Below are 26,944 nucleotides of genomic sequence, written 5' to 3' on the forward strand. Positions count from 1 at the left end.
TTTTTGCTTCTTAGTGCCCGGCCTTCTTCAGCGCCGCATAGGCAACCGCCATGCGGGCGGCCAGCGCTGCGTTGTTCTTGACCAGTGCGATATTGGCCTTCAGGCTCTCGCCCTTGGACAATTCGTTGATGCGGCCGAGCAGGAAAGGCGTCAGGTCCTTGCGGCCGATGCCGCGTTCTTCGGCTTCGCGCACGGCGTCGGCAATCGTGCCATCGATGAAATCGGGCGAGAGGGCTGCCGTTTCCGGGATCGGGTTGGCGATCAAGAGGCCCGTACCGGTGCCGAGGCGGTGGTGCAGGTGCATCGCCTCAGCAATCTCTTCGGCCGTATCGAGGCGATGGTCGGCCTTGTAGCCGCTTTCGCGGGTGAAGAAGGCCGGAAACGCATCCGTGCCATAGGCAATAACAGGCACGCGCTGGGTTTCCAGATATTCGAGCGTTTTTGCGATATCGAGGATGGACTTGACGCCGGCGCAGACGACGGCGGTTTTCGTGCGGCCAAGCTCGGTCAAGTCAGCGGAAATATCAAACGTCTGCTCGGCGCCGCGATGCACGCCGCCGACGCCGCCGGTCGCAAAGATGTCGATGCCCGCGAGATCGGCGAGCAGCATGGTCGCAGACACCGTGGTGCCGGCAGACGCCTTGCGCAACATGGCAACGGCAAGATCCCGGCCGGAGGCTTTAACCACGCCTTGCGCCTTGGCCAGCGCTTCGAGTTCGGCATGTTCGAGACCGGCGCGCAACTCCCCGTCGATGACGGCGATGGTGGCGGGCACGGCGCCGTTTTCGCGCACCACGGCTTCCACGGCAAGCGCGGTCTCAAGGTTTGCCGGATACGGCATGCCGTGGGTGATGATGGTGGATTCGAGCGCCACGACCGGGCCACCGGCGCGGATGGCTTCGGCAACCTCGCGGCTGAGTTTCGGCTGAAGAAGGGTCATGAGATTATCCTTTGTGCTCGGCAAGCCGGTGCATGTTTGCTTCAAGGAAGCGCGGTGAAAGGTCTGGGTGAACGCTTGCGGCGCTTTCGGTGGTGAGCGCGCCCAAGAGAGCGCCGATGCGGGCGGCGGCAAAACTGTCCTCACCGGCCATCAGGCCATGCAGGGTGCCGGCAATCATTGCATCGCCGGCGCCGGTCATGTCGCGCGGATTTGCCGGCACGGCGGTTGCAGTGCGAACCCCATCGGGGCCTGCAACCGCAATGCCGCGCGCGCCCATGGTGACGACCACCTCGCCGGCGCCAGCCTGCCGCAGCAGACGGGCTGCCTCGGCCGCATCCTGCAGATCTTCTGCGCCATGGCGAAACAGGCGTGCATTCGCCTCATCGATATTCATGAACAACAGGTCGATGCCCGACAGGTCCTGCGGCAGGCGCATGACCTTGTGGGTGGAGACCGCATCGATTGCCAGCCGAAAACGGGCGCTACGGCGGCGCTGAATGAGGTGGTGCAGCGTCTCTGCCGGCAGGTTGCAATCGGCAAAGACTAGGCTTGCGGAGGCCAGATGCGACCAGGCGCGATCGATATGGCCGGGCTGCAAGAGATCGAAAATCCCCATATCGGCCAAGCCCACGACCAGATCGCCGGCCGGATCGAGAATGGCAGCATATTCGGCCGTCGGTTTTTCGTCCGTCACCACCACCTGGCTGACATCGATGCCGCGGTCGCGCAGATGCGCGAGAAGCGCGGCTCCCGTCTCGTCATTGCCGATGATGGACATGAAGCTGGTGGGCGTTTCGAGGAGCGACAGGTTTTCCGCCACATTGCGCGCGACACCGCCAAAGCTGCGCATGCCATCAACGGGATTGGAGGTTTCCAGAACAATAGCCTGGCGCGCCCGATATTTGCGATCAAACACGGCGCCCCCGACCAGCACCGCCCGGCGCGGCTCCGGCAGCATATAGCCGCGCCCGAGCAAATAACCCTTCTGAACCAGTTGCGCGATATGCGCGGCCACCGTGGAGCGGGCAAGCCCGAGGGCGTCTGCAATTTCCTGCTGGCCGACAAAGGGATTGTCCTTGATGAGGGCAAGCACGGCGGCTTCCTGCACTCCCAGTTCGTCCATGTCGCTTTCCCCTGCTGGCTTTCCTCTTCATTTAAAACATTTGACTACCCTGTCAACAGGTGTTTTGGTTTGGAGGGCTTGGGTGCGGTCCAGCGCCATGAAACCTCACGGCATGTGACAAACCTTTTCCGGGGGTGAACGCTAAAAGCGGAACGTTTTCAAGGCTCGTGAATTGACGCCCCAGCAACATCACAGGAAGAGGAAACAACTATGCGCAAGTTCATTATCGCCTCCGCCACGCTTCTGGCGGTCGGTCTTGCCACCACAGCTTCTGCCCAGGACGGCACGACGACGGGTGCCGCCGGCGGTGCCATTACCGGCGCCATTGTCGGTGGCCCGATCGGCGCTGCCGTGGGTGGTATTGCGGGCGCTGCCCTTGGCACCGCCATCGATCCGCCGCCGGCCGAAGTCGTGACTTATGTGCGCCAGCAGCCGGCCCCGGCGCCTGTTGTGGTCGAGCGCCAGATCGTTGTGGGGGAACCCATTCCGGAAACGGTCGTGCTGACGCCGGTTCCCGAGCATCGCCAGTATTCCTACGCTGTCGTCAACGAGCAGCGCGTTATCGTTGATCCGAAGACGCACACCGTCGTCCAGATCATCGAGTGACCTTGGCGAAAGCCAGACAACAATACAGGCTCGCCGAAAGGCGGGCCTGTCAGACTGCTGACAAAGGGCGTTCAGCTTTTTTCCGTCATGCTCGGGCCTGTCCCGAGCATCTACAAACGTTTGATTTTATTGGATCTTAGTAGATCCTCGGCACAAGGCCGAGGATGACGTCGTGGTGGGAGACAGGTTTGTCAACAAACTGACACGCTCGCCGAAAGGCGGACCTGTTTTATGGTGAGCAAGAGAAGGGATATCCGGTAACGGAAGCCCGTCGGATCAGACGAGGACAGCCTGTTCCACGCGGTCCTGCTGGCCGAAGAAGCGCAGGTAACGCTGCACTTCATCCGGCTCGCCGGTCGCCTTCTGCGGATTGTCAGAGAGCTTGACCGCCGGGCGGCCATTGGCTTCACTCACCTTGCACACCACGGAAATCGGCTTCAACCCGTCGATTTCGCTTGGCGCGCAGCCGGCGAAATCATTGGTGAGGTTAGTTCCCCAACCGAAGCTCATGCGCACGCGGCCTTCGAAATGCCGATGGGTGTCAATGATGGCATCGACATCGAGGCCATCGGAAAAGATCAGCAGTTTCTGCTTGGGATCGCGCCCCATTTTCTCCCACCAGGCAATGATCTTTTCGCCACCTTCGATGGGCGGCGCACTGTCTGGGCGAAAACCGGTCCAGTCTGCCACCCATTCCGGCGCATCGCGCAGGAAGGATGCAGTTCCGAAGGCATCGGGCAGCACGATCAAAAGGTTGCCGCCGTAAAGCCGGTTCCAGTCTTTAAGCACCTGATAGGGAGCGGCACGCAGTTCCGCGTCGGTATTGGCAAGCGCTGCCAGAACCATCGGCAGTTCATGGGCATTGGTGCCGACGGCTTCCAGATCGGAATCCATGGCCAGAAGCACATTGCTGGTTCCGGTAAAACCGGAGCCAACGCCTTCCTTCAACGCCTCCACGCACCAGCGCTGCCACAAAAAGCTGTGGCGACGGCGGGTGCCGAAATCGGAGATGCGAAGACCCGGCAGCGTCTGCAGGCGCTCCACCTTTTCCCACATCTTGGCCTTGGCGCGGGCATAAAGCACATCGAGCGTGAAGGGCCCAAGCGAGCGCATGGCAGCGCGCGAACGAAGCTCGTTGATGATGGCAAGGGCTGGAATTTCCCAGAGCGTCGTATCCATCCAGCGACCGTGAAAGGTCAGCTCATACTGGCCGTCGCGCTTGGAAAGCTCGTATTCCGGCAGCCGGTAATTGGCGAGCCAGGCCAAAAATTCCGGCTCGAAGATCTGCGCCTTGCCGTAAAAGCTATTGCCGGCAAGCCAGATCATTTCCTTCTTGGAAAGCTTAACTTCACGGGCATGATCCAGCTGCTCGCGCAGTTCCATCTCATCGATTTCATCGGCAAGACGCACCCGTTTGGTGCGATTGATGACGGAAAAGGTCACATCCGTGGTCGGATAGAGTTTCCAGATCATCTGCAACATCAACAGCTTGTAAAAATCCGTATCGATGAGGCTGCGGATGATCGGGTCGAGCTTCCACGTGTGGTTATAGACACGCTTGGCGATATCGGTCTTCGTTGTCATGGCTGCCTCTGCCCAGCGCTCCTCCCGGGGAGCGGGCCCTGCATTGCGTCGAAGGGTGAAGGCATCCGTTGAAAACCTCCGGCGACGTTATCGAAAAAACGCAAGGCAAAGTCCACTGCCTAATGCGCAAACGCCGCCGCAGGGACGGAGAAAAGGCAGACAGGGCAATGCAAGCTTCCAGAGCTTGCGCATCGGGGCCAGAGGCAAGAGGCATCGGTGCCGCAGCTTTCACCGCGGCACCCGGCTGAAGCCTTACGGCGTGGAAGGAGGCTGCGTTGCGGGATTGGCCGGCGTCGTATCCCCAGCCGGCGGCGTTGCCGTCTGCTCGGCCGGCGGTTCGGTCGATTGGCCCCACCATTCCGATCCGCCCCAGGCGAGCATGGCCAGCACGAGGCCCGCGATCAGAACCATCAGAACCGGGCGACCGGTGCTTCCCTGGCGCGCCTCTGTCGGGCTCATCGGTTGTTCAACGGGGGACTGCTCCACCGGGCGCGTTGCACTTCGAGTAAAATTCGGGTCCTGCAGATGCGCCGGCGGAGCGTCGGTCAGCGGATCGGAGCGAGTATCGTTGGGATCGATGCGGTTGTTCATGCGCGTGGTCCTTTTCAGGTTCCGCAGGGTGAAGGCACCCGGTGGTTGTTGTGAAAAGGCAACGAGTCGTCGGCAGCTTTGTTCCAAGCTCTGGCTGTAACGCCTGAGAACCCGGCGTTATTGCTGGAGGTGTGCTGCTTCCACCGCCTTCAGATTGAAGGCCGCCGCCAGAAGTGCCCGGGTATAATCGTTGCGAGGTGCCTCGAAAATCTGCCGCGACGGCCCCTCCTCCATCACCTTGCCGGCGCGCATGACGATGACGTGGTTGGCAAGCGCCTTTACCACCTTCAGGTCGTGACTGATGAAGAGATAGGCGAGATCGTGTTTCTTCTGCAGATCGCGCAACAGATCCACCACCTGCGCCTGCACGGTCATGTCGAGCGCAGACGTCGGCTCGTCCAGCATCACGAAGCGCGGCTTCAGCACCATGGCGCGAGCGATGGCGATGCGCTGCCGCTGGCCACCGGAAAATTCATGCGGGTAACGCCAGCGCGTGGCCGGATCGAGCCCCACCTCTTCCAGCGACCAGGCCACCTGCCGGTCCCGCTCATCCGCCGTCATTTTCGGCTGGTGAACCGTCAGCCCCTCGGCGATGATATCGCCCACCGACATCCGCGGCGACAGTGACCCGTAGGGATCCTGAAACACCACCTGCAGCTTGTCGCGCAGGGGGCGCATTTCACGGAAGGAATAGGCGCCGATATCGCTGCCGACGAAGCTGATCTTGCCGCTGGACGAGATGAGGCGGGCAAGCGCCAGCCCGAGTGTCGTCTTGCCGGAGCCGGATTCGCCGACAATGCCGACGGTTTCGCCGGCCCGCAGCGTCACATCGATGCCATCGACGGCCTTCACATGATCCACCACGCGGCGCAGGAAACCCGCCTTGATGGGAAACCACACCTTTACATCTCGCCCTTCCATCACGACGGGGCGGGTGGGATCGGCAAGCGGCGGTTCGCCGCGCGGCTCGGAGGCCAGAAGATGGCGCGTATAGGCATGCTGCGGGCGCTCGAACACCTCTTCCACCGTGCCGCGCTCAACGATTTCGCCCTTCGTCATCACGCAGACCCGATCTGCAAAGCGCCGGACGATGCCGAGATCATGGGTGATGAACAGGATGGACATGCCATATTCCACCTGCAGCCGCTTCAGAAGCTCCAGAATCTGCGCCTGCACCGTCACATCGAGCGCGGTCGTCGGCTCGTCAGCGATCAGCAGTTTGGGACGGTTGGCAAGCGCCATGGCAATCATCACGCGCTGGCGCTGGCCACCGGAGAGTTCGTGCGGATAGGCTTTCAGCCGTTTTTCCGGCTCGCGGATGCCCACCTGGTTCAACAGCTCCAGCACACGCGTCCGCGCCGCCGCCCCCGTCAGCGCCTGGTGCAGCTCAAGGATTTCCGATACCTGCTTTTCGATCGTGTGCAGCGGGTTGAGCGAGGTCATCGGCTCCTGGAAGATCATGGTGATATCGTTGCCGCGCACCGCCCGCAATTGCTGTTCGGACGCCTTCAGGAGATCGCGCCCCTCAAAGAAGATTTCGCCGGACGGATGGCTGGCCGACGGATAAGGCAGAAGCTTCAGCACCGAGCTTGCCGTGACCGATTTGCCGGACCCGGATTCACCCACCAGCGCCATCACCTCGCCCGGCGCGATATCGAACGAGACGCGATCGACGGCCAGCGACTGCGCGCCGCCCTGATGGAAGGCGACCGAGAGGTCACGCACGGAAAGAAGCGGCTTTGTCATGCGGATATGCTTTCAAGAAGGACGGATAGAGAGGATTCGTCGGGGCGCAGGATGGTGAGCGGTTCCATGTCGACAGGCCCGAGAAACGGGTGTTCGAGCGATGGGATATCCAGCAGTGCCAGATCCGCCGTCAGCAACCGTTCGCAGCGGCAGACAAGGGCCGATGCGAGATGAATGGCATCCGGCAATTTGAGGCGCGGTCTTTGCGCCCTGAGCAGCGGCGCCAGTTCAAGAACCGGCCCATCGACCTCGCAAACCGAAAGCCATGCACTGGACATGGCCCAGGATGCATAGATGGACGCCATCATGCGGTCCTTGTCGCGTAGCGGCTTCACCATCAGTTCAGCAAATGTCAGCCGGCTGGTCAGAAACAGCGGCGCCTGCGCACCATTCTGCAGAGCAATGATGCGGGGCAGGAGACGCCCGACCGCGCTGCCCGCATCCCCGAGACTGATCAGCACATTGGTGTCGAGGTAGATGGGAGCGGTGCTCCTCATTCATCCGTCCATTCGTCACGAAGTTCCCGGATACGGGCGACTGCCTCTTCCTGCGAGACCGGCGGATAACCGGCGGTTCTCAAGAGCCGAAGCTGTTCCAGCAGGCCATCGGGAGAGACCGGCACGCGCTCCTCGGGCTTCTGCGCCCAGAAGTCTCCAGACCATGCCTCAAGCTTTGTTCTGGCGGAAGCCGCACTCTCTTCCTCCACCTCCAGCACCACGCGCACGGTAGCCCCCGCCTGAAGCCCCTCGCGCAGGTCTTCCGGCAGGTTCTCCACGGGGTAATGCTCACGCACGATCTTGTTCATGGCGTCCCTCTTCCAAGGCTTGTCCAGCGATCATGCCATAAAGGACCGGCAAAGACGATGCGCCTCACCGGAAGGTCTTTCGCGGATCGAACGCATCGCGCACGGCCTCGCCGATGAAGATCAGCAGCGACAGCATGATCGACATGGTGAAGAAGGCGGTGAGCCCGAGCCAGGGTGCCTGCAGGTTGTTCTTGCCCTGCGCGATCATTTCCCCAAGTGAGGGCGAGCCGGGCGGCATGCCAAACCCTAAGAAATCGAGCGAGGTCAGCGTTGCAATCGAGCCCGACAGGATGAAGGGCATGAAGGTGAGCGTTGCCACCATCGCGTTGGGCAAGAGGTGGCGGAACATGATTGTCCAGTCGCCGACGCCAAGCGCCCGGGCGGCGCGCACATATTCGAAATTGCGGGCTCTTAAAAATTCAGCGCGCACCACGCCGACAAAACCCACCCACTGGAACAGCAGCATGATGCCAAGCAGCACGAAGAAGCCGGGCGGCAGGATGGCGGCGATGATCAGCAGGATGTAGAGCACCGGCATCGAGGACCAGATCTCGATGAAGCGCTGCAGCAGAAGATCTGTCCAGCCGCCGAAAAAGCCCTGGATGGCGCCGGCCGTCACGCCGATGAGGGCCGAGAGCAACGTGAGCGCCAGGCCAAACAGCACGGAGATGCGGAAACCGTAGATCAGCCGCGCGGTCACATCACGCGCCTGGTCATCGGTGCCGAGCCAGTTGAGATTGCCGAGCGTGCAATTGGGATCGGCTGACCCTTGCGGATAGGCGCTGCAGCGTTCTTCGGCACTCATCAGCCAGAAAGGTGCGGTGGGCGCCGAATGGGGAATTTCGGAATTCACCGTCTGGTAGGAATAGCGGATCGGTGGCCAGATCATCCAGCCATTGGCGTTGATCTCGTCCTGGATATAGGCGGAGCGGTAATCGGTGGTGGCCAGAAACCCGCCGAACTTTTCTTCCGGATAATTGACGACCACCGGAAACAGCATCTCGCCCTTGTAGGAAACGAGGATCGGCCGGTCATTGGCGACAAATTCGGCTGCAAGCGACAGGCCGAACAGCACCATGAAGATCCAGAACGACCAGTAACCGCGGCGATTGGCACGAAAATTCTGCAGGCGCCGCCGGTTGGTGGGCGTCAAAAATGCCTTGCGCGGCGGCTTGTCCGTGGCAGGCGCCAGCGATGATGTGGTGGCGGGAGCGTTCATCACACTTCCCTCTTTTCAAAGTCGATGCGCGGATCGATCCAGGTGTAGATGAGATCGGACACCAGCCCGACGACAAGGCCGAGCAGCGAGAAGATGTAGAGCGTGCCGAAGACGATTGGATAATCGCGGTTGACGATGGCGAGATAACCGAGACGACCGAGGCCATCGAGCGAAAAAATGTTCTCGATCAGAAGCGAACCGGTGAAGAAGGCCGAAATGAACGAGGCGGGAAAACCGGCAATCACGATCAGCATGGCATTGCGGAACACATGGCCGTAAAGCACCCGCCGCTCCGGCAGGCCTTTCGCACGGGCCGTCACCACATACTGCTTCTTGATCTCGTCGATGAACGAATTCTTCGTCAGCAACGTCGTTGTGGCAAAGGCCGAAAGCGACAGCGCGATGAGCGGCAGCGTCAGGTGCCAGAAATAGTCGATGATCTTCTGCCACCAGGACAGGTCGGCAAAATTATCCGACACGAGGCCGCGCAGCGGAAACCAGTCGAAGAAGGAACCGCCGGCAAACACCACGATCAGCAGGATGCCGAAGAGAAAGCTCGGCACCGCATAACCGACGATGATGATGCCGGAGGTCCAGACGTCGAAGGCGGACCCGTCCTTCACCGCCTTGCGGATGCCAAGCGGGATCGACACTACATAGGAGGCCAGCAGGATCCAGACGCCAAGCGAGATCGACACCGGCAGCTTGTCGATGATGAGATCGATGACAGGCGTGTTGCGAAAGAAGCTCTCGCCGAAATCGAAGCGGATGTAATTCCACATCATCTCGAGGAAACGTGTGAGCGGCGGCTTGTCAAAGCCGAACTGCTTTTCGAGCTTTGCAATCAGATCCGGATCGAGCCCCTGGGCCCCGCGATAACGCGATTCCTCACCGCCGCCGCTTTGGGTGAAATCGCCACCGCCAGACAGCCGGTCGCCGGAATCGGTGCCCTGGATCTGGGCAATCACCTGTTCCACGGGGCCGCCGGGCGCAAATTGCACGACCAGAAAGGAAATGCCCATGATCCCGACAATGGTCGGGATCATCAGGAGAAGACGGCGTAGGATATAGGCGCCCATCAGGCGTTTCCGCTTCGGCCGGCAAGGCGGCCTCTGGTGTCGATCAGCATCAAGGCGTTTGCATCCTTTGCATCTTCGAGATCATGAGAATCACTGCATAAAAGCGCATTTGGACCCGGTGCATGCCCCGGCGCAAGGTTTTTACGGGGAAGCCTTGGACCACCAGATCGTCGGGAAGCCGATGCCATATTCCGGCAGCTTGTCCGGATGCGTGATCCGGTTCCAGTAGGCGATCTTCGCCTCGCCCGAATAAAACAGCGGCATGACGAAATGATTGGCGAGCAGCACCCGGTCGAGTGCATGAACCGCCGCCACCTGTTCGGCGCGATTGGGCGCGGTATTGATCATGCGGATCAGCTGGTCGATGGCGGGATCGGCGATGCCGGCATAATTGCGCGAGCCCGGCTGGTTGGCGGAGGTGGAGCCCCAATAATTGGCCTGTTCGTTGCCGGGGTTCATCGTCTGCGCCCAGACCGCCCAGATCACGTCGTAATCGAAGCTTCTGATGCGATTGACATATTGCGAGGAATCGACCGTGCGGATGCTCGCTTCCACGCCGATCTTTTTGAGGCTCGCCACATAAGGCAGCACCGAGCGCTCCTGCGAGGCGCTGCTGAGCAGGATCTCGAAGGCCATCGGCTGGCCGGTCTTCGCGTTCACCATCCGGTTGCCCTTCAGCTCCCAGCCGGCGTCTTTGAAGAGGCTGATCGCCTTGCGGAAATTGTCGCGCACCTTCTGCGGATCGCCGCCGACAGGGTTGGTGAAGGGCGTGGTGAAGACGGAAGCCGGCACCTTGTCCTTCAATCCATTCAGGATTTCCAACTCACGCCCCTCGGGCAGGCCGGAAGAGGCAAGCTCGGTGCCCCAGAAATAGCTGTCGACGCGCTTCAGCCCGCCATAGGCGAGGTTCTTGTTCAGGTCCTCGAAATCAAACGCATAGTTCAGCGCCTCGCGCACCCGCGCATCCTTGAACTGGTCGCGGCGCATATTGGGCACCATGGCCTGCATGATGCCGGTGGCGCGGAAGGGGTTGCTCAGTGCCTCGCGGATCACCCGGCCATCCTTGACGGCGGCAAAATCATAACGGGTTGCCCAACGGCTGGAGCTGTTTTCCTGCTGGTAATCGATGGTGCCGGCGCGAAAGGCTTCGAACTCCACGTCGCGGTCGGCAAAATAGGTATAACTGATCGCCTTGAAATTGTTCTGGCCGACATTGATCGGCAGGTCCTTGGCCCAATAATCATCGCGCCGTTCGTAGCGAATGGTCGAGCCCGGCTGCACGGCGGCGATCTTGTAAGGGCCAGACCCCATCAGCGGTTCGAGCGTGGTGCGGGAAATGTCGCGCGGCTTGCCGGCGCCATCCTTGCCCTCCCACCAGTGTTTTGGCAGCACCGGGAAATCGCCGACGATGGAGGGCAATTCCTTGTTGTTCTTCTCGTCGAAGCGGAAGGTCACCTCGCGCTCGCCGGTCTTTTCGGCGGCCACCACATGCCGGTAGTAACTGCCGAACAGCGTGCTGTTTTCCTTGGCAGAATTGAAGCTGAAGATCACGTCGTCAGGCGTCACCGGCTCGCCATCCGCCCATTTCGCTTGAGGCCGCAGCCGGAAGGTGACGGAGGACATGTCGTCGGGATAGGACAGCGCTTCGGCAAGCAGGCCGTAGCTCACCGATACCTCGTCTTCCGACTGCTTCATCAGTGTATCGAAGACGATGCCGACGCCGACAGCCGGATTGCCCCGGTCGACCAGCGGGTTGAGACTGTCGAACGTGCCTTCTTCGGAAAGACGCAGTTCGCCGGTTTTGGGCGCATCCGCATTGACATAAGGCAGCTGCTTGAAATCCGGGGCAAGTTTTGGTGCCTCCAGAACGGAGACGGCATGGCGCCAGACCGGTTCCTGCGCCAGCCCCGGCTGGCCGGCCAGGACCGTTGAGGCAAGGATGAAAATGCCGGCTTTCAGGCGTGCCAACGTCATGCGGTGATCCCTTTGTCGCTTGTTCTTGTTTGGCAATGATAGGCAAAACCCGGCCAAAATACAGCCTGCCCTGCTCACAAGCTTTTTATCGTGGCGCCATGCTTGCGCCCTCATCGTGATGCGACGGATTAACGGCTGGCGCAAATCAGTCTAGACTTACGCCAAAGCCCCCATCTCCCAGGTGTTTGAACATTGATGCTGACTGCCGATTTTGCCCGCTGGCGGGCCGCTCTCATGACAGGCCTTGCAACGCTTGGCCTCATCACCTCCGGGATCGATGCCGCCGCGCTGGCCGATCAGCCGGCAAAACAGGCCTTTGGTGGTGTGACGTTGCCAAGTGCTGGCCCTCCTTATCCGATCGGCTCCTATGCCAAGGGCTGTATTTCCGGCGCCATTCCGCTTGCCGATGACGGGCCGCACTGGCAGGCAATGCGCCTATCGCGCAACCGCCACTGGGGTATGCCCCAGACGATCTCGATGCTGGAGCGCCTGTCGAACGATGCCGCCCGTATCGGCTGGGGCAACGGCATCCTCGTCGGCGACATGTCGCAGCCACGCGGCGGGCCGATGGCATCAGGCCATGCCTCCCATCAGGTCGGGCTTGATGTCGATGTCTGGTTCACGCCCATGCCGGCCAGACGGCTGACGCCGCAACAGCGCGAAACCATTCCCTTCACCTCCATGCTGGACAAAACCCGGTTCCTCACCGTGAACGAGCGCCGCTTCACGCCAACGGCGGCCCGCCTCGTGATGATCGCGGCAAGTTATCCGCAGGTGGAACGCATCTTCGTCAATCCGGCCATCAAGAGGAAGCTCTGCGAAGCCTGGACGGGCGACCGCTCGGCGCTGGGCAAGGTGCGCCCGATGTACGGCCATGACGAACATTTCCACATCCGGCTTGCCTGCCCGCCGGGCATTGCCAGCTGCAAACCGCAGGCGCCCGTGGCCGACGGCGACGGTTGCGACAAGTCGCTGGCCTGGTGGTTTACGCCCGAACCCTGGGCAAAACCGAAGCCTGACCCGAACCGCAAGCCGCCACCGCCTCCCCGGCCGGTCATGGTGTCTGACCTGCCAAGAGCCTGTGCTGCACTTCTGGGGGCACCGGCGTCTTCGGCTGCTGCCGCCTACCGGGCCGCACCGGCGGACGCTATCCCCTTCGATGCGCCTGCCGAGCCCTCTGAGATGGACGGGGTGCCTGATGATATGCAGACCGTTCCGATGCCGCGTCCCCGCCCCTGACGGCGGGATGAGATGCGCCTTTGCAACGATATAAACGGTTTAATCCCTTCCCTTCCGGCCCGTCTTCGGTATAGAAATCGCGGCCCGCTAAGCAAATCCGAGGAACATGTGCGTGCCGGACAAACCCTGTATTGCCCTGATCGCACATGATCAGAAAAAGGATGAGATGGCGCAGTTTGCCAAGCGCCATGAAGCGGCGCTGTCGAACTTTCGCATCGTCGCCACCGGCACAACCGGTGGGCGTGTGCTGGAGGCGGCGCCCAGCCTTGACGTGACGCGGCTGAAAAGCGGTCCGCTCGGCGGCGACCAGCAGATCGGAGCCCTGATTGCGACCGGCGAGGTTTCCATGCTGATCTTCTTCACCGACCCGCTGACGCCGCTGCCGCATGACGTGGACGTAAAAGCGCTGACACGCCTTGCCACGGTCTATGACATTCCGATGGCGCTCAACCGGGCGACCGCCGAAAAGCTGATCGATTTCCAGTAAGACCCGCCCACCCGGATGACGGAGCCCTTTGATGGCAAGACCTCAGGACAGTGACAAGCCCGCCTTCCCGATCCTGATCGGCGATATCGGCGGCACCAATGCGCGCTTCTGGATCCTGACGGATGTATTTGCCGAACCGCAGCAGTTTCCCAATATCCATACCGCCGATTACGAAACGATCGATGCGGCGATCCAGGCCGAAGTGCTGGACAAGACGGCGCAGCAGCCGAAATCGGCCATCCTCGCCATCGCCGGTCCCATCGAAGGTGATGAAATTCCGCTGACCAATTGCGACTGGGTGGTGCGCCCGAAGCAGTTGATCGACGAGCTGGGCTTTTCCGATGTGCTCGTCATCAACGATTTCGAGGCGCAGGCGCTGGCTGTCGCGTCGCTTTCGGAAGAATACCGCGATCCGATTGGTCCGGCTTCTTCGGCCCCGGTTGCCTCGCGTGTGGTGCTGGGCCCTGGCACCGGGCTTGGCGTTGCCGGCCTCATCCATGCGCAGGAAACCTGGTTTCCGGTGCCCGGCGAAGGTGGCCATGTGGATATCGGCCCGCGCAGCGACCGCGATTACCAGGTCTTTCCGCATATCGAGCGCATCGAGGGGCGTGTTGCGGGCGAGCAGATCCTGTGCGGCCGCGGCCTCGTCAATCTCTACCGCGCTATATGTGTGGCCGACGGCGTCGAGCCCGTATTGTCCATTCCAGCCGATGTGACGGCGCATGGCCTTTCCGGCAGCAATGTGCAGGCCGCCGAAACGCTGGTGCTGTTCGTGACCTATCTCGGACGACTGGCTGGCGACATGGCGCTGGTGATGATGGCAAAGGGCGGCGTTTATCTGGCCGGTGGCATTTCCCAAAAGATCCTGCCGGCCCTGAAGCGACCGGAATTTCGCGCCGCCTTTGAAGACAAGGCGCCCCATAAGGCGATGATGAAACATATCCCGACCTTCGTCGTCACTCACCCGCAGGCAGCCCTTGCCGGCCTTGCCTCGTTTGCCCGCACGCCCCAGCATTTCGGTATTGCCACTGATGGGCGCCGCTGGCGGCGCTGACACGCCAGCGTCGCCCCAAGGCTGGAATGCAACAGACGGCGGGAATCTTGCCCAGCCGCTAGCCAACCATGCGCCGAGTGGTTAAGACCGCGAATGGTTTTGACCGCGACGGGGCATGAAGGCCGCGTCTCTCTAAATGGGAACGTCTTGTTGGAAGCAGTTGATACAGCCACGGAACGCAAGCCCCACGTCGATTCCGGCACCGTGACGAGCGTGCTGAAGCGCATCATCTCGGAAAATGGTCGTGAACATGTGCGCGGTTATGTGTTTGCGATCTTGTGCCTCGTCGTCGTTGCGCTTTCCACGGCTTTTACCGCCTGGATCATGGAATCCGTGGTCAACGAGGCTTTTGCCAACAAACGCGCCGATCTCGTCTGGCTCATCTGTGGCGCCATTTTCCTTGCCTTCGTGCTGCGCGGCCTTGCGACCTACGGGCAGGCGGTCACGCTCTCGAAGATCGGCAACAACATCGTCGCCGAATACCAGAAGCGCCTCTTCACGCATCTGATGAAACTGTCTGTGGGCTTCTACAGCGAATCACGCTCGGCACATCTGGCCGCCCAGATCAGCCAGAACGTCAACGGCATCCGCGACGTCCTGAACCTGACGGTCACCTCGACCGCCCGCGACCTGCTGACGCTGGTGGCGTTGATCGGCGTCATGGTCAGCAAGGATCCGCTTCTGTCGCTGATCGTGTTCGGCGTTGCACCGCCGCTGCTCTATGCTTTGCGTTATGTGTCGAAGCGCCTGCGCAGCGCCACCCGCGAATCGGTGGAACTGAACAGCCATGTGGTCGGCGCCATGCAGGAAACCATCCAGGGTATTTCCATCGTCAAGGCGTTTACGATGGAAGAACAGCTGAGCACCAAGGTCAACGGCATCATCGGTTCTGCCGAAAACCGGGCAAACCGCATCGCAAGGCTTTCCGAGCGGACGTCGCCGCTCACCGAAACCTTTGCCGGCCTCTCCATTTCCAGCGTTCTGGCCTATGCGGCCTTCCGTTCGATCTATGACGGCGTGCCGCCGGGCGCCTTCTTCGCCTTCGTGGCTGCCCTGCTGATGGCCTATGATCCGGCCCGGCGCCTTGCCAAGCTGCAGGTGCAGATGGAACGTGCCGTCGTCAATGCCCGGATGATCTACGACATTCTCGACCTGCAGCCGCAGCAGCGCGAGCGGCCGGACGCCAAGGATCTCGTCGTCACCGAGGCAAAGATCGAGCTGCGGGGCGTCAGCTTCCGTTATGGCAATGGCGAAAAGATCCTGAAGAACGTCGATATCGTCGCCGAAGGCGGCAAGACCACGGCACTTGTCGGCCCATCGGGCGCCGGCAAATCGACGATCATTTCGCTTATCCCGCGTTTCTACGATCCGGCCGAAGGCGCCATCCTCATCGACGGACAGGACATTTCGCACGTGACGAAGTCGTCGCTGCGCCATCACCTCGCCTATGTCTCGCAGCAGCCTTATCTCTTTGAGGGCACCATCCGCGACAACATCCGCTATGGCCGCCCGGAAGCGACGGACGCCGATGTGGAACAGGCCGCCCGGCTCGCTTACGCGCATGACTTCATCATGGCCCAGCCGGAAGGTTATGATACGCCGGTTGGCGAAAACGGCGTGACGCTGTCCGGCGGCCAGCGCCAGCGGCTGTCCATTGCCCGCGCGCTGGTGCGCAATGCGCCGATCCTGTTGCTCGATGAGGCAACGTCTGCGCTCGACAACGAATCGGAAGCCGCCGTCCAGAGGGCGCTCGATACTGCCATGAACGGCCGCACCGTCGTCGTCGTCGCCCACCGCCTCTCCACCGTCGTCAAGGCCGACAAGATCGTCGTGATGGCGGAGGGACGGGTGGTCGAAGAGGGCGATCACGAAAGCCTTGCGCGACGTCCGGACGGGCTTTACGCTCGCCTCAACAATCTCCATACGCCCATCTGACGGCGTCCCCCTTCTGAAACGGAGCCGAATTTCCGCATGAGCGAGCATGACATGAAACTGGTGGTCGTGGGCGCTGCCGGACGTATGGGCCAGACCATCATCCGCGTCATCCAGGAAACGCCGGGCGTGAAACTGCATGCCGCCATTGGACGCGAAGGCTCGCCTTTTATCGGCAAGGATGCGGGGGAGATTGCCGGCACCGGATATCTCGGCGTTCCCGTAACGTCTGATCCGCTGGAAGCGCTGCTTCATGCCGAAGGCGTCATCGATTTCACGACGCCGACCTTAAGCGTTGAACTGGCAGGCCTTGCGGCGCAGGCCCGCATCGTCCACGTCATCGGCACGACTGGCTGCACCGAAGCCGACGAGGAAAAGTTTGCAGCCGCCGCCCGTCATGCCCGTGTCGTCAAATCCGGCAATATGAGCCTTGGCGTCAATCTGCTGGGGGTTCTGGTCGAACAGGCGGCAAAGGCCCTGCCGGCCGCCGGCTGGGATATCGAAGTGCTTGAAATGCACCACAAGCATAAGGTGGATGCGCCCTCCGGCACAGCTCTTCTTCTCGGGCAAGCGGCGGCCAAGGGGCGCGATATCGATCTGAAGACACAGTCGGTCCGGGTTCGTGATGGCCATACCGGCGCACGCGAAGCTGGCACGATCGGTTTTGCGACGCTGCGCGGCGGTTCGGTGATCGGCGAACATTCGGTCATTCTTGCCGGCGAAGGTGAGCTGGTAACACTCTCCCATTCGGCGCTCGACCGTTCCATCTTTGCCCGCGGCGCCGTGGCTGCAGCGATCTGGGCGCGGACTGAAAAGCCCGGTTTCTATTCCATGCTCGACGTGCTCGGGCTCTCACACTGATCTCTTACCCGTTTTCGGAGGAATACATGAGCGGAACTCTCGTCCTTGTTCGCCACGGTCAGAGCGACTGGAACCTCAAGAACCTGTTCACCGGCTGGAAAGACCCTGAACTGACCGAGCTTGGCGTGGAAGAAGCCACGACCGGTGGCAAGGCACTGGCCGACACCGGCATCAAGTTCGACATCGCCTTCACCTCGGTTCTGAAGCGTGCGCAGGAAACCTGCCGCATCGTTCTCGACAAGGTCGGCCAGCCGGATCTCGAAACCATTCGCGACCAGGCGCTGAACGAGCGCGATTACGGTGACCTCTCCGGTCTCAACAAGGATGATGCCCGCGCCAAATGGGGTGAGGAACAGGTGCATATCTGGCGCCGTTCCTACGATATCCCGCCTCCGGGCGGCGAAAGCCTGCGCGATACTGGGGCCCGCGTCTGGCCTTATTATCTGACCGAAATCCTGCCTCGCGTTCTCCGGGGAGAGACTGTCCTCGTGGCAGCCCACGGCAATTCGCTGCGCTCGCTGGTGATGGTTCTCGATCGCCTTTCCAAGGAGGAGATCCTGAAGCTCAACCTCGCGACCGGCGTGCCCATGGTCTACAAGCTGAACGCGGATTCAACCGTCGCATCCAAGGTGGTGCTGGGTGATATGTCCGGCGCCCACTAAGCGCCCGAATTCTTTGAGGCTGATCGAAGCGCTGCCGGCATCCGGTGGCGCTTTTTTTTTCGAATGATGCGTGCGTTCTTAACGGCTGTACCAGTAGGCGCTCAGCAGTCCGCTTGCGGTAAACACCGAGAGGAAGGTGGCGATCAGAATGCTCGTTTCCATTGTCCTGTCTCCTGTTCTGCCCGGTTAACGCGCGAAAACCGCAATAGGTTGCGAAAGGGCTTAAACTGGCCGCGGCTGTTTGACGATTGACATGCTTGCGTCACAGCTTTCCGCTAGCAGCAGGCACTTGATCCGCTAGACTTGCCAAAGCAACAGAAGTGATTCCCCTCCGTGCGTTACGCCGTCTATTTTGCCCCGCCCCAAGATGATCCGCTGACCCGTGCTGCCGTCGACTGGCTGGGCCGCGATGCCTTTGCCGGACCTCTGATGACGCCCCCCGCCGATGCCGGCATGGCGCTCTCCGAGTGGGAGGTGCTGACGGCAGATCCGCGCCGTTACGGGTTTCATGCGACGCTGAAAGCGCCCTTCACGCTTGCAGACGGGGTGTCGCTGCCGGCACTGGAGGCGGGCTTTGACCGGTTCTGCCTGATAACGGCACCGGTTGTCATACCCCGGCTAACGCTTGCGCAACTCGGACCGTTCTTTGCGCTGGTGCCGGATGGCGATTCGCAAGGCGTGGATGGACTGTGCGCCGCCGTGGTCGAAGCCTTCGAGCCGTTTCGCGCAGCACTCTCGCCGGACGATGTTGCCCGTCGCAAGCCGGAGCGCCTCACGGAGCGCCAGCGCGCCTATCTCGACACGTGGGGATATCCTTACGTCTTTGACGAATTCCGCTTTCACATGACGTTGACCGGGCCCGTCGCGGCCGACGATCAGCCGCGCATGCGCGATCTTCTAACGGAACGCTTTTCAGCCTTTACCAACCGCCCCCTGCCTGTTGCCCATCTCGGCCTTTCCGTCGAGTTGCAGCGTGGTGCGCCTTTCATGATCGCGCAGCACGCCGCCTTGCGCGGTGCCGCAGAAACCGGAGAGACCATCGCATGAGCCACGAACTGATCCTGACCAATGCCCGCGTGGTGCTTGAAGACCGGATGTTTGACGGCACCGTTCAGGTCAAGAACGGGCTGATTGCCGATATCAGCGAAGGTCGCACGTCAACGGGCGAGGATTTCGACGGCGATTACCTGATCCCCGGCCTCGTTGAACTGCACACCGACCATCTGGAAACGCATTATTCGCCGCGCCCCGGCGTGCGCTGGGATACGACATCCGCCATCCAGTCACACGACGCGCAGATCGCCACATCAGGCATCACCACCGTCTTTGATTGCCTGCGTCTTGGCTCCGACGAGGATAGCGGCTTTGCCCGCGGCGACATGCGTGCGCTCGCCGATGCCATCGAGGCTGCCGAAAATGCCGGGCGTTTGCGCGCCGAGCACCTGATCCACCTGCGCTGCGAGGTGCCCTGCGCCGACGTGCTGGAGCAGTTTTCCGACTTCGAAGGTGACCCGCGCGTGCGCCTTGCCTCGCTGATGGATCACGCGCCGGGCCAGCGGCAGTTCCAGTCGCTCGAGCAATATATCTTCTTCTACAAAAAGAAGCGCGGCATGAGTGACGAGGCCTTTGAAGCCTTCATCGAAAAGCGCATGGCAGCGTCCGCGCAATATTCCGCAGCCCACCGCGATGCGCTGGCAGAGCGGTGCGCCGCCCTTGGCATCACCGTTGCAAGCCATGACGATGCAACGCTTGCACATGTGGCAGAAGCTGAAGGACACGGCGTGCGGCTTGCGGAATTTCCGACCAGCAGAGAGGCGGCGAAAGCCTCGCATGCGGCCGGCATGAGTGTGCTGATGGGAGCGCCGAACGTGGTGCGCGGCCAGTCGCATTCCGGCAATATCGCCGCGCGCGATCTGGCAGAACTGGGCGTGCTCGACGTTCTCTCCTCCGATTACGTGCCGTTCAGCCTGTTGCATGCGCCCTTTATCCTCGCCGATACGATCGAGACGCTGGACCTGCCGCAGGCCATCGCCATGGTCAGCGCCACCCCGGCAAGAACGGTCAACCTTGATGATCGCGGCCGCATTGCGCCTGGCCTTCGGGCAGACCTTGTGCGGGTGCATCGCAGCCATGGCGTGCCGATCACCCGCGCCGTCTGGCGCAGCGGTCGGCGGGTTGCCTGATGGAACAGCGATCAGACGATGAGGCGGCGACAGGTCGCGGCACGATGGCTGTGGTCGTCGGCCCAAGCGGTGCAGGCAAGGATACGCTGATCGGCTTTGCCGCCTCGCATTTCCACGCCGAGCCGCGCATCCGGTTCGTGCGTCGCTGCATCACCCGCGATGCGGCAGCCGGCGGTGAAGACCATGAGGGCATGACGCCCGAGGCTTTCGAGGCCCTGGAGCAGGCCGGTGGCTTTGCCGTGTCCTGGAGCGCGCACGGCCTGAACTACGGCATTCCGCACCGCACGAAGGAAGAGATTGCGGCGGGCCTGCTGCTGGTGGCCAATGGCTCGCGCTCGGCACTGCCGCTGTTCAAGGCGGCCTATGACAATCTCCTGGTGATCAACATCACCGCGCGCGCGGAAATCCTTGCAGAACGGTTGATGGCGCGCGGGCGTGAAACCCGCGACGACATCCTGGCGCGCCTGCAGCGGGCACAGCTTTTGGTGACCGGCGACTACCGTGTCGCCACCATCGACAACAGCGATAGTGTCGACAAAGCCGGAGCGGAACTGGTGAAAATTCTCTACGAAAACCTGATAGCCCCTCGAATCGACTAGTGGCAGCGTCTCCGAACTCGCGTTAAGGTGTGCAAGATCAATTGATGCGCCCACTGGTGTATACGCGAAAGGGAACGACATGACCTATCTGAGAGCTGTCGACGGCCCCTCCCACGACCCTGTTGCGGCGCTGGAAGCACGCATGGTGGTGCTTGAGATCGTGACCATGTCGGCGCTTGCGATGGCGCTCGATACGTCCGATCGGACGCAGGCAACCGGCATTGCCGGACTGATTCTGGAAACGGTGGACCAACGGTGTGGCGAACTGCGCCTGTCGCAGGAGTGCCGCAGCGCGGCAGCAAGTTATGCCCAGACCCTGCTTGGTACGGCGCTGATGTCGCTTTATCCGTCCCACGCGCATTAAGCAGGAACGGTTGTGAAGCCATCAAACGATGGCTTCACGCCAACTCAGTGCGCCTCGTCCCAGTTCAGCGCCGCGCGGGCATCCACCTTCAGCGGCACGCGCATGTCGAGCGCCGGAAGCGCTGCGTGCTCCATGGTGCGCACGATGAGCGGCATGGCATGATCGATCGCGTCATCTTCCACCTCGAAGATGAGTTCGTCATGCACCTGCAGCAGCATGCGCACTTTCTCGCCAAGGCCGGCCTTCTGCAGCACGGGCTCGACCTGGATCATCGCCCGGCGGATCACATCGGCGGCCGATCCCTGGATCGGCGCGTTGATGGCCGCACGCTCGTTGAAGGCACGCACCGACGGGTTGGAGGACTTGATCTCGGGATAATGCGCCCGGCGGCCAAAGATGGTTTCGACATAACCATGCTCGCGGGCAAAGGCCTTTGTCTCGTCCATGTAATCGCGGATGCCGGGGAAACGCTCGAAATACTTCTTGATGTATTCGCCCGCTTCCGATCGCTCGATGGAAAGCTGGTTGGCAAGACCGAAGGCGGAAATGCCATAGATAATGCCGAAATTGATCGCCTTTGCCCGGCGACGCACTTCCGACGGCATGCCCTCCACCGGCACGCCGAACATTTCAGATGCCGTCATGGCGTGGATGTCGATACCATCGGCAAAGGCCTGGCGAAGCTGCGGGATATCGGCGACGTGGGCGAGCACGCGCAGTTCGATCTGGCTGTAATCGGCCGAGAGCAGCTTGTGACCGGGCGTCGAGATGAAGGCGGTGCGGATCTTGCGGCCTTCGGCGGTGCGCACCGGAATGTTCTGCAGGTTCGGTTCCGACGAAGACAGCCGGCCCGTAGACGTGGCTGCCATCGAATACCCGGTATGGACCCGCTTCGTCTGCGGATGCACGTAACCGGGCAGGGCATCCGTATAGGTGCTCTTCAGCTTGGTCAGCTGGCGCCAGTCGACGATTCTGCGGGGCAGGTCAAGGCCTTGCGCTGCCAGATCTTCCAGCACCTGCGCCGAGGTGGACCATTGGCCGGTCTTGGTCTTGGCGCCACCCGGCAGGCTCATCTTGCCAAACAGGATATCGCCGAGCTGCTTGGGCGAGCCAATGTTGAAACGCTCACCGGCCAGTTCATAAATCTCGTCCTCAAAGGCGGCCGCCTTCTGGGCAAGCTCGCCGGACAGTCGAGACAGGATCTGCCGGTCGATGGTGATGCCACGCTCTTCCATCTGGGCAAGCACCGGCACCAGAGGCCGTTCCAGCCGCTCATAAACGCGTGTCAGGCCATCGGCAGCAAGGCGAGGCTTCAGGACAAGCCAGAGCCGCAGCGTCACATCGGCATCTTCGGCAGCATAGGCGGTTGCCTTGTCGATCTCCACCCGGTCGAAGGTGACGGAGGATTTGCCCGAGCCTGCAACGTCCTTGTAAGGTATGGGCGTATGGCCGAGCCAGCGCTCCGACAGGCTATCCATGCCGTGATTGCCCTGGCCGGCTTCCAGCACATAGGAAATCAGCATCGTATCGTCGAAACCGGCAAGGGTGATGCCGTGCCGCTTCATGACGAGGTAATCGTATTTGAGGTTCTGCGCGACCTTCAGCACCGAGGGGTCCTCGAGCAGGTCCTTCAGAAGCGCCAGCGCCTCGCCCATCGGGATCTGGCCATCGACGAGCTTCAAGCCCTCGCTGAACAGATCCTCGCCGCCGCTTCGATGCGCAAGCGGCACATAAGCGGCGCGGATGGTGGCGGCGGCCGGCGAGGTGCGATTGTCCTGCACGGCCAGCGAGACACCGACGAGTTCGGCCTGCATCGGATCAAGCGAGGTGGTTTCCGTATCGAAGGCAACCACGCCGGTTTCGCGGGCGCTCGCGATCCACGCCTTCAGCGTTTCCACGTCACGGATCGCAACATAGCTGGAATGATCGATCTTTGCGGCCGAAAATGCCTCGTGCCGGGAGGCAGCGATCTCGGCTGCTCGCGAATTGCCCTTTGCCGTGTCACTTGAGGCAGGCTGCGAGGCCGATGTCGCAGCGCTTCCATTGGCAAGAAGGTCCTGCGAATGTTCGGCGCCCGGATCAAGATCCGGCCCATGGGCCGCCGGTCCCCATTCCACCTGAATTTCGGAGGGTTCGATGGCGCTGGCATCACAATCGCAAGCATCTGCCACGCGCCGCGTCAGCGTGCCGAATTCCATCGCCTTCAGGAAGCCGACGAGCTTTGGCCCGTCCTGCTTTTCCAGAACCAGCGCATCAAGCGGCATATCGAGCGGCACATCGGTGCGCAGTTCCACCAGCCGGCGCGACAGGCGGGCAAGATCCGCGTTGGCGACGATGTTTTCGCGCCGCTTGACCTGCTTGATTTCGGAGGCGCGCGCCAGAAGCGTTTCCAGATCGCCGAATTCTTCCAGAAGCTGGGCTGCCGTCTTGGGGCCGATGCCGGGAATGCCGGGCACATTATCGACGGAATCGCCGACCAACGCCTGCAGGTCGATCATTTTTTCCGGCGCCACGCCCCATTTCTCGATGACATCGGGAATGCCGATCTGCTTGTCCTTCATGCTGTCGTACATGTGGACATTCGGCGTCACCAGCTGCATCAGGTCCTTGTCGGAGGAGATGATGGTGACATCGGCGCCGATGGCTTCGGCGGCCCGCGCATAGGTGGCGATGATGTCGTCGGCCTCGAAACCATCCGTTTCGATGCAGGGCAGGTTGAAGGCGCGCGTCGCCTGACGGATCAGCCCGAACTGCGGCACCAGTTCTTCCGGCGGCGCCGAGCGGTTGGCCTTGTAGTCCGGATACAGTTCCTTGCGGAAGGTCTTGGACGAATAGTCGAAGATCACGGCGAAATGCGTCGGCGTCACACCGACATTGGTGTCACGCGCATTGGTCAGAAGCTTCCACAGCATATTGCAGAAACCGGAAACGGCACCGATGGGCAAGCCGTCGGTCTTGCGCGTCAGCGGCGGCAAAGCATGGAAGGCCCGGAAGATGAAGCCGGAGCCGTCGACAAGGAAAAGATGATCGCCTTTTTTCATGGCCGATGGATAGCGCGATGTGGCGCAAAGGTCCATTGCGGGCAGGCCGTGGCCTCTATAAAAGTAGCCATCCACTTGCCGGAACACAGCCTCATGACATCACGCGATATCGTTTCCGCCTACGCGGCTCCCGCGGGCCTTGCCGTCCTTGTCGGCCTGCTGTGCCGTCTGGAGGGAGACCCGCCGGCCATGACGTTCCACAAGATCCTGATCGCGCTCGTCTTCCCCATCGCCTGGCGCGGCCTGCGCAGCTTTTTCCCGCCCGACACGGATGGATCCCGCAGCTGGCCGGCAGAGGTGGAGTTCCAGATCCTCTCGGCTTGCGTCACGGCCGCCTTCTTCGTTCTCGTGGCGACACCGGAGATGGCGCATGACGTCACGCGCCAGATCCTGATGTTCCTGCTGTTCATCGGTCTTGCCGCACCGTTGCAGGTTTTTTTCGCCTGGCGCAGACGCCGTTCCTGAACACGAAATCCTCACCGGAACGTGACTGCAAGCGGCCAGCCACCTGCCTTGAAAAGGCGCAGATGCGGCGCCATTTCAAGGTCACCGGCATTGATCACGCCGCAACCTGACAGCCGGCTTGTCCCCTGCCGCGTCAGGTCGGGCAAAGGCCTTATCCCCCTCTCCGGGCCTTTGTCCCTTTATCTGACCGCCACGGCTGCCCCTCCCGGCCGTGGCGGTTTTACTTTGCTGATCTCTGCCGTTGCTGTTGCAAGACAATCCATCGAAGGATATCGTGCTATTGATCATGCCGTTGCACTCATTCGGCATCCTGTTCATTCGCACAGACTGTCGTTATCGATAGAGCGCAGAGGGTCCTCATCCGATATGAGCTTCGAGCGCACGAATTCCGCTCTCTACCTTTCCAGCCAGCTGGCCAAGGGTCTCGGGCGCGCCCTGCACAGGCGTGCCTCGGCACTGGGTTTTTCCCCTGGCCAGTTCCCGGTTCTGCTGGTTCTCTGGCACGAGGACGGGTTGACCCAGCGCCAGTTGCTCGATCGCATGGAGGTGGAACAGGCAACGCTTGCCAATACGCTGGCGCGCATGGAGCGCGACGGCCTTATCCTGCGCGCACCACATCCGTGCGACCGGCGCGCCCAGATCGTGACGCTGACGCCGCGCGGACGTGAACTGGAAACGCTGGCAACAGAAGCGGCAGCCCTTGCCGAAAACGAGATCTTTGCCGGCTTTCGCAACTTCGAACGCGAGCTGCTGATGGAATACATGCGCATGGCGCTTGCCAATGCCCGCAGCCTGCAGCGCGACTGATCCGCCCACTCTGCCCTTGCGCCTCCAAGAGCCGGCGCTCTCCACATTCCTTTGGCCCGGCCGGTTCCCTCCCGCGCCGTTAGGGTCTAACGTGGCCGTCTTCCATCCGATGACCCCGCAAGGCTCTCCCCATGACAGAACTTTCCCCGATCCTCGCCCAGGCCGACAGCAATCTTTCCTCAAGCCTCGAGCGGCTGTTTGACCTGGTGCGTATCCCCTCGATTTCCACCGATCCCGCCTACAAGTCCGATTGCCGAAAGGCGGCAGAATGGTTGGTCGGCGCGCTGACGGAGCTTGGATTTGACGCTTCGTTGCGTGACACGCCCGGCCATCCGATGGTTGTTGCCCACCATGCCGCCGACAGTTCCGACGCACCGCATGTGCTGTTTTACGGCCATTATGACGTACAGCCTGTCGATCCGCTCGACCTCTGGGAAAGCGATCCCTTCGACCCCAAGGTGAAGGAACTGGCCAATGGCCGCAAGGTTCTGACCGGGCGCGGTACCTCCGATGACAAGGGACAGCTTCTCACCTTCGTTGAGGCCTGCCGCGCATACAAGGAAACCGTGGGCTCGCTTCCGGTGAAGATCACCATCCTGTTCGAGGGCGAGGAGGAATCCGGTTCGCCGTCGCTGAAACCCTTCCTTGAGGCCAATGCGGACGAGTTGAAGGCTGAATATGCACTGGTCTGCGACACCAGCATGTGGGACGGCGAAACGCCGGCGATTGCCGCCACGCTTCGCGGTCTCGTCGGCGAGGAACTGACGATCACGGCTGCCGACCGCGACCTGCATTCGGGTCTCTTCGGCGGGGCCGCCGCCAACCCCATCCACATCCTGGCAAGCGTGCTGGCCGGCCTGCGCGACGAAACGGGCCGCGTGACGCTTGCGGGCTTTTATGACGGGGTGGAAGAAACGCCTGAGAACATCAAGGCAAGCTGGCAAACGCTTGGCCGCGACGCCAAAAGCTTCCTCGGCGAAGTGGGGCTTTCAGAACCATCAGGCGAAAAGGGCCGCTCGGTACTGGAACTGACCTGGGCGCGCCCGACCTGCGAGGTCAACGGCATCTGGGGCGGCTATACCGGCGAAGGCTTCAAGACCGTCATCGCCGCCAAGGCCTCGGCAAAGGTATCGTTCCGCCTCGTCGGCGAACAGGACCCGCAAAAGATCCGCGACAGTTTTCGCGCCTATGTGCGCCAAAACATCCCGGCCGATTGCAGCGTGGAATTCCACGAGCATGGCGGCTCGCCGGCCATTCAGCTGTCCTATGATTCCCCGGTTCTGACCAAGGCAAAGACGGCGCTGTCGGATGAATGGCCAAAGCCGGCGGTCGTCGTCGGCATGGGTGGCTCGATCCCCATCGTCGGAGATTTCCAGACCTATCTGGGCATGGATTCGCTGCTGGTCGGCTACGGCCTGATCGACGACCGGATCCATTCGCCCAACGAGAAATATGACCTCATCTCGTTCCACAAGGGCATCCGCTCCTGGATCCGCATTCTCGCGGCCCTCTGATAGACCTATGCCTTGCGCCCTGCTCGCTTGGGCGGGTCGCAAGGTGTTGCGGCGAAAAAACTCCAGAAA

At 61.5% G+C, this 26,944-nt stretch carries 25 protein-coding genes; 14 read left to right on the forward strand and 11 right to left on the reverse strand.

The genetic code is table 11. The features are described 5' to 3' along the window. Positions 1-10: 10 nt before the first annotated feature. The gene (locus AC4CWH_RS15525; RefSeq protein WP_491319434.1) at positions 11-940 is read right to left on the reverse strand and encodes a pseudouridine-5'-phosphate glycosidase; all 930 of its coding nucleotides are present in this window, start codon (positions 938-940) and stop codon (positions 11-13) included. Between the two features lie 4 nt (positions 941-944). Next, entirely contained in the window at positions 945-2,063 is a 1,119-nt protein-coding gene (locus AC4CWH_RS15530) for a carbohydrate kinase (RefSeq protein WP_491319435.1), read from the reverse strand. Between the two features lie 210 nt (positions 2,064-2,273). Here AC4CWH_RS15530 and AC4CWH_RS15535 point away from each other — a divergent pair, with 210 nt between their 5' ends. Next, on the forward strand, positions 2,274-2,669 hold the full coding sequence (locus AC4CWH_RS15535) for a DUF1236 domain-containing protein (protein WP_491319436.1): 396 nt from the start codon (positions 2,274-2,276) through the stop codon (positions 2,667-2,669). Between the two features lie 276 nt (positions 2,670-2,945). Here AC4CWH_RS15535 and pncB read toward each other — a convergent pair whose 3' ends face one another. The 8 genes from pncB to AC4CWH_RS15575 all read right to left on the reverse strand — a co-directional run bounded on the left by pncB (position 2,946) and on the right by AC4CWH_RS15575 (position 11,667). Continuing rightward, entirely contained in the window at positions 2,946-4,253 is a 1,308-nt protein-coding gene (gene pncB / locus AC4CWH_RS15540; protein ID WP_491319437.1) for a nicotinate phosphoribosyltransferase, read from the reverse strand. Positions 4,254-4,505: 252 nt separating this feature from the next. Then, the gene (locus AC4CWH_RS15545) at positions 4,506-4,844 is read right to left on the reverse strand and encodes a hypothetical protein (RefSeq protein ID WP_491282948.1); all 339 of its coding nucleotides are present in this window, start codon (positions 4,842-4,844) and stop codon (positions 4,506-4,508) included. A gap of 117 nt (positions 4,845-4,961) precedes the next feature. Further along, a complete protein-coding gene (locus tag AC4CWH_RS15550) occupies positions 4,962-6,590 on the reverse strand; it encodes an ABC transporter ATP-binding protein (RefSeq protein ID WP_491319438.1) in 1,629 nt (542 codons plus the stop codon). After that, positions 6,587-7,087, reverse strand: coding sequence for a type II toxin-antitoxin system VapC family toxin (locus AC4CWH_RS15555; protein WP_491319439.1), 501 nt, complete (start codon positions 7,085-7,087; stop codon positions 6,587-6,589). The genes AC4CWH_RS15550 and AC4CWH_RS15555 overlap by 4 nt, the downstream gene beginning before the upstream one ends. Continuing rightward, on the reverse strand, positions 7,084-7,395 hold the full coding sequence (locus tag AC4CWH_RS15560; protein ID WP_491319440.1) for a hypothetical protein: 312 nt from the start codon (positions 7,393-7,395) through the stop codon (positions 7,084-7,086). Before AC4CWH_RS15560 ends, AC4CWH_RS15555 begins: the two co-directional genes overlap by 4 nt. Before the next feature lie 64 nt (positions 7,396-7,459). Continuing rightward, entirely contained in the window at positions 7,460-8,614 is a 1,155-nt protein-coding gene (locus AC4CWH_RS15565; protein WP_491319441.1) for an ABC transporter permease, read from the reverse strand. Continuing rightward, on the reverse strand, positions 8,614-9,693 hold the full coding sequence (locus AC4CWH_RS15570; protein ID WP_491319442.1) for a microcin C ABC transporter permease YejB: 1,080 nt from the start codon (positions 9,691-9,693) through the stop codon (positions 8,614-8,616). The genes AC4CWH_RS15565 and AC4CWH_RS15570 overlap by 1 nt, the downstream gene beginning before the upstream one ends. A gap of 141 nt (positions 9,694-9,834) precedes the next feature. Beyond that, on the reverse strand, positions 9,835-11,667 hold the full coding sequence (locus AC4CWH_RS15575; protein WP_491319443.1) for an extracellular solute-binding protein: 1,833 nt from the start codon (positions 11,665-11,667) through the stop codon (positions 9,835-9,837). Between the two features lie 195 nt (positions 11,668-11,862). Between AC4CWH_RS15575 and mepA the strand changes: the two genes are divergently transcribed. The 10 genes from mepA to AC4CWH_RS15625 all read left to right on the forward strand — a co-directional run bounded on the left by mepA (position 11,863) and on the right by AC4CWH_RS15625 (position 21,048). Further along, positions 11,863-12,906 carry a penicillin-insensitive murein endopeptidase gene (mepA, locus tag AC4CWH_RS15580; protein WP_491319444.1) on the forward strand — a complete coding sequence of 348 codons (1,044 nt, stop codon included), beginning with the start codon at positions 11,863-11,865 and terminating at the stop codon, positions 12,904-12,906. Between the two features lie 112 nt (positions 12,907-13,018). After that, positions 13,019-13,393: a methylglyoxal synthase gene (locus AC4CWH_RS15585; protein WP_491319445.1), complete on the forward strand. Its 375-nt coding sequence runs from the start codon at positions 13,019-13,021 to the stop codon at positions 13,391-13,393. A gap of 31 nt (positions 13,394-13,424) precedes the next feature. Next, a complete protein-coding gene (locus tag AC4CWH_RS15590; protein ID WP_491319446.1) occupies positions 13,425-14,447 on the forward strand; it encodes a glucokinase in 1,023 nt (340 codons plus the stop codon). Positions 14,448-14,540: 93 nt separating this feature from the next. After that, positions 14,541-16,382, forward strand: coding sequence for an ABC transporter ATP-binding protein (locus tag AC4CWH_RS15595; RefSeq protein ID WP_491319447.1), 1,842 nt, complete (start codon positions 14,541-14,543; stop codon positions 16,380-16,382). 36 nt (positions 16,383-16,418) lie between these two features. After that, positions 16,419-17,240, forward strand: a complete 822-nt coding sequence (gene dapB, locus AC4CWH_RS15600) for a 4-hydroxy-tetrahydrodipicolinate reductase (protein WP_491319448.1) — start codon at positions 16,419-16,421, stop codon at positions 17,238-17,240. Positions 17,241-17,266: 26 nt separating this feature from the next. Next, positions 17,267-17,902, forward strand: coding sequence for a 2,3-bisphosphoglycerate-dependent phosphoglycerate mutase (locus tag AC4CWH_RS15605; RefSeq protein ID WP_491282959.1), 636 nt, complete (start codon positions 17,267-17,269; stop codon positions 17,900-17,902). 333 nt (positions 17,903-18,235) lie between these two features. Continuing rightward, positions 18,236-18,949, forward strand: a complete 714-nt coding sequence (locus AC4CWH_RS15610) for a DUF1045 domain-containing protein (RefSeq protein WP_491319449.1) — start codon at positions 18,236-18,238, stop codon at positions 18,947-18,949. Continuing rightward, positions 18,946-20,085 (forward strand): alpha-D-ribose 1-methylphosphonate 5-triphosphate diphosphatase, encoded by a 1,140-nt coding sequence (locus tag AC4CWH_RS15615; protein WP_491319450.1) that lies wholly within the window; start codon positions 18,946-18,948, stop codon positions 20,083-20,085. Before AC4CWH_RS15610 ends, AC4CWH_RS15615 begins: the two co-directional genes overlap by 4 nt. Further along, on the forward strand, positions 20,085-20,684 hold the full coding sequence (gene phnN / locus AC4CWH_RS15620) for a phosphonate metabolism protein/1,5-bisphosphokinase (PRPP-forming) PhnN (RefSeq protein WP_491319451.1): 600 nt from the start codon (positions 20,085-20,087) through the stop codon (positions 20,682-20,684). The genes AC4CWH_RS15615 and phnN overlap by 1 nt, the downstream gene beginning before the upstream one ends. A 79-nt stretch (positions 20,685-20,763) precedes the next feature. Continuing rightward, positions 20,764-21,048 (forward strand): hypothetical protein, encoded by a 285-nt coding sequence (locus AC4CWH_RS15625; RefSeq protein WP_491282963.1) that lies wholly within the window; start codon positions 20,764-20,766, stop codon positions 21,046-21,048. A gap of 44 nt (positions 21,049-21,092) precedes the next feature. On the opposite strand, the gene polA is transcribed toward AC4CWH_RS15625, so the two are convergent. Then, on the reverse strand, positions 21,093-24,089 hold the full coding sequence (polA, locus tag AC4CWH_RS15630) for a DNA polymerase I (protein ID WP_491319452.1): 2,997 nt from the start codon (positions 24,087-24,089) through the stop codon (positions 21,093-21,095). 93 nt (positions 24,090-24,182) lie between these two features. Between polA and AC4CWH_RS15635 the strand changes: the two genes are divergently transcribed. The 3 genes from AC4CWH_RS15635 (at position 24,183) to AC4CWH_RS15645 (ending at position 26,875) form a co-directional block, all read left to right on the forward strand. Further along, entirely contained in the window at positions 24,183-24,554 is a 372-nt protein-coding gene (locus tag AC4CWH_RS15635; RefSeq protein WP_491319453.1) for a hypothetical protein, read from the forward strand. 366 nt (positions 24,555-24,920) lie between these two features. Next, positions 24,921-25,361 carry a MarR family winged helix-turn-helix transcriptional regulator gene (locus tag AC4CWH_RS15640; protein WP_491282966.1) on the forward strand — a complete coding sequence of 147 codons (441 nt, stop codon included), beginning with the start codon at positions 24,921-24,923 and terminating at the stop codon, positions 25,359-25,361. A 131-nt stretch (positions 25,362-25,492) separates the two neighbouring features. Then, positions 25,493-26,875 (forward strand): dipeptidase, encoded by a 1,383-nt coding sequence (locus tag AC4CWH_RS15645; protein ID WP_491319454.1) that lies wholly within the window; start codon positions 25,493-25,495, stop codon positions 26,873-26,875. Positions 26,876-26,944 lie beyond the last annotated feature (69 nt).

The sequence above is a fragment of the Neorhizobium sp. PAMB6716 genome (genome assembly GCF_058242805.1).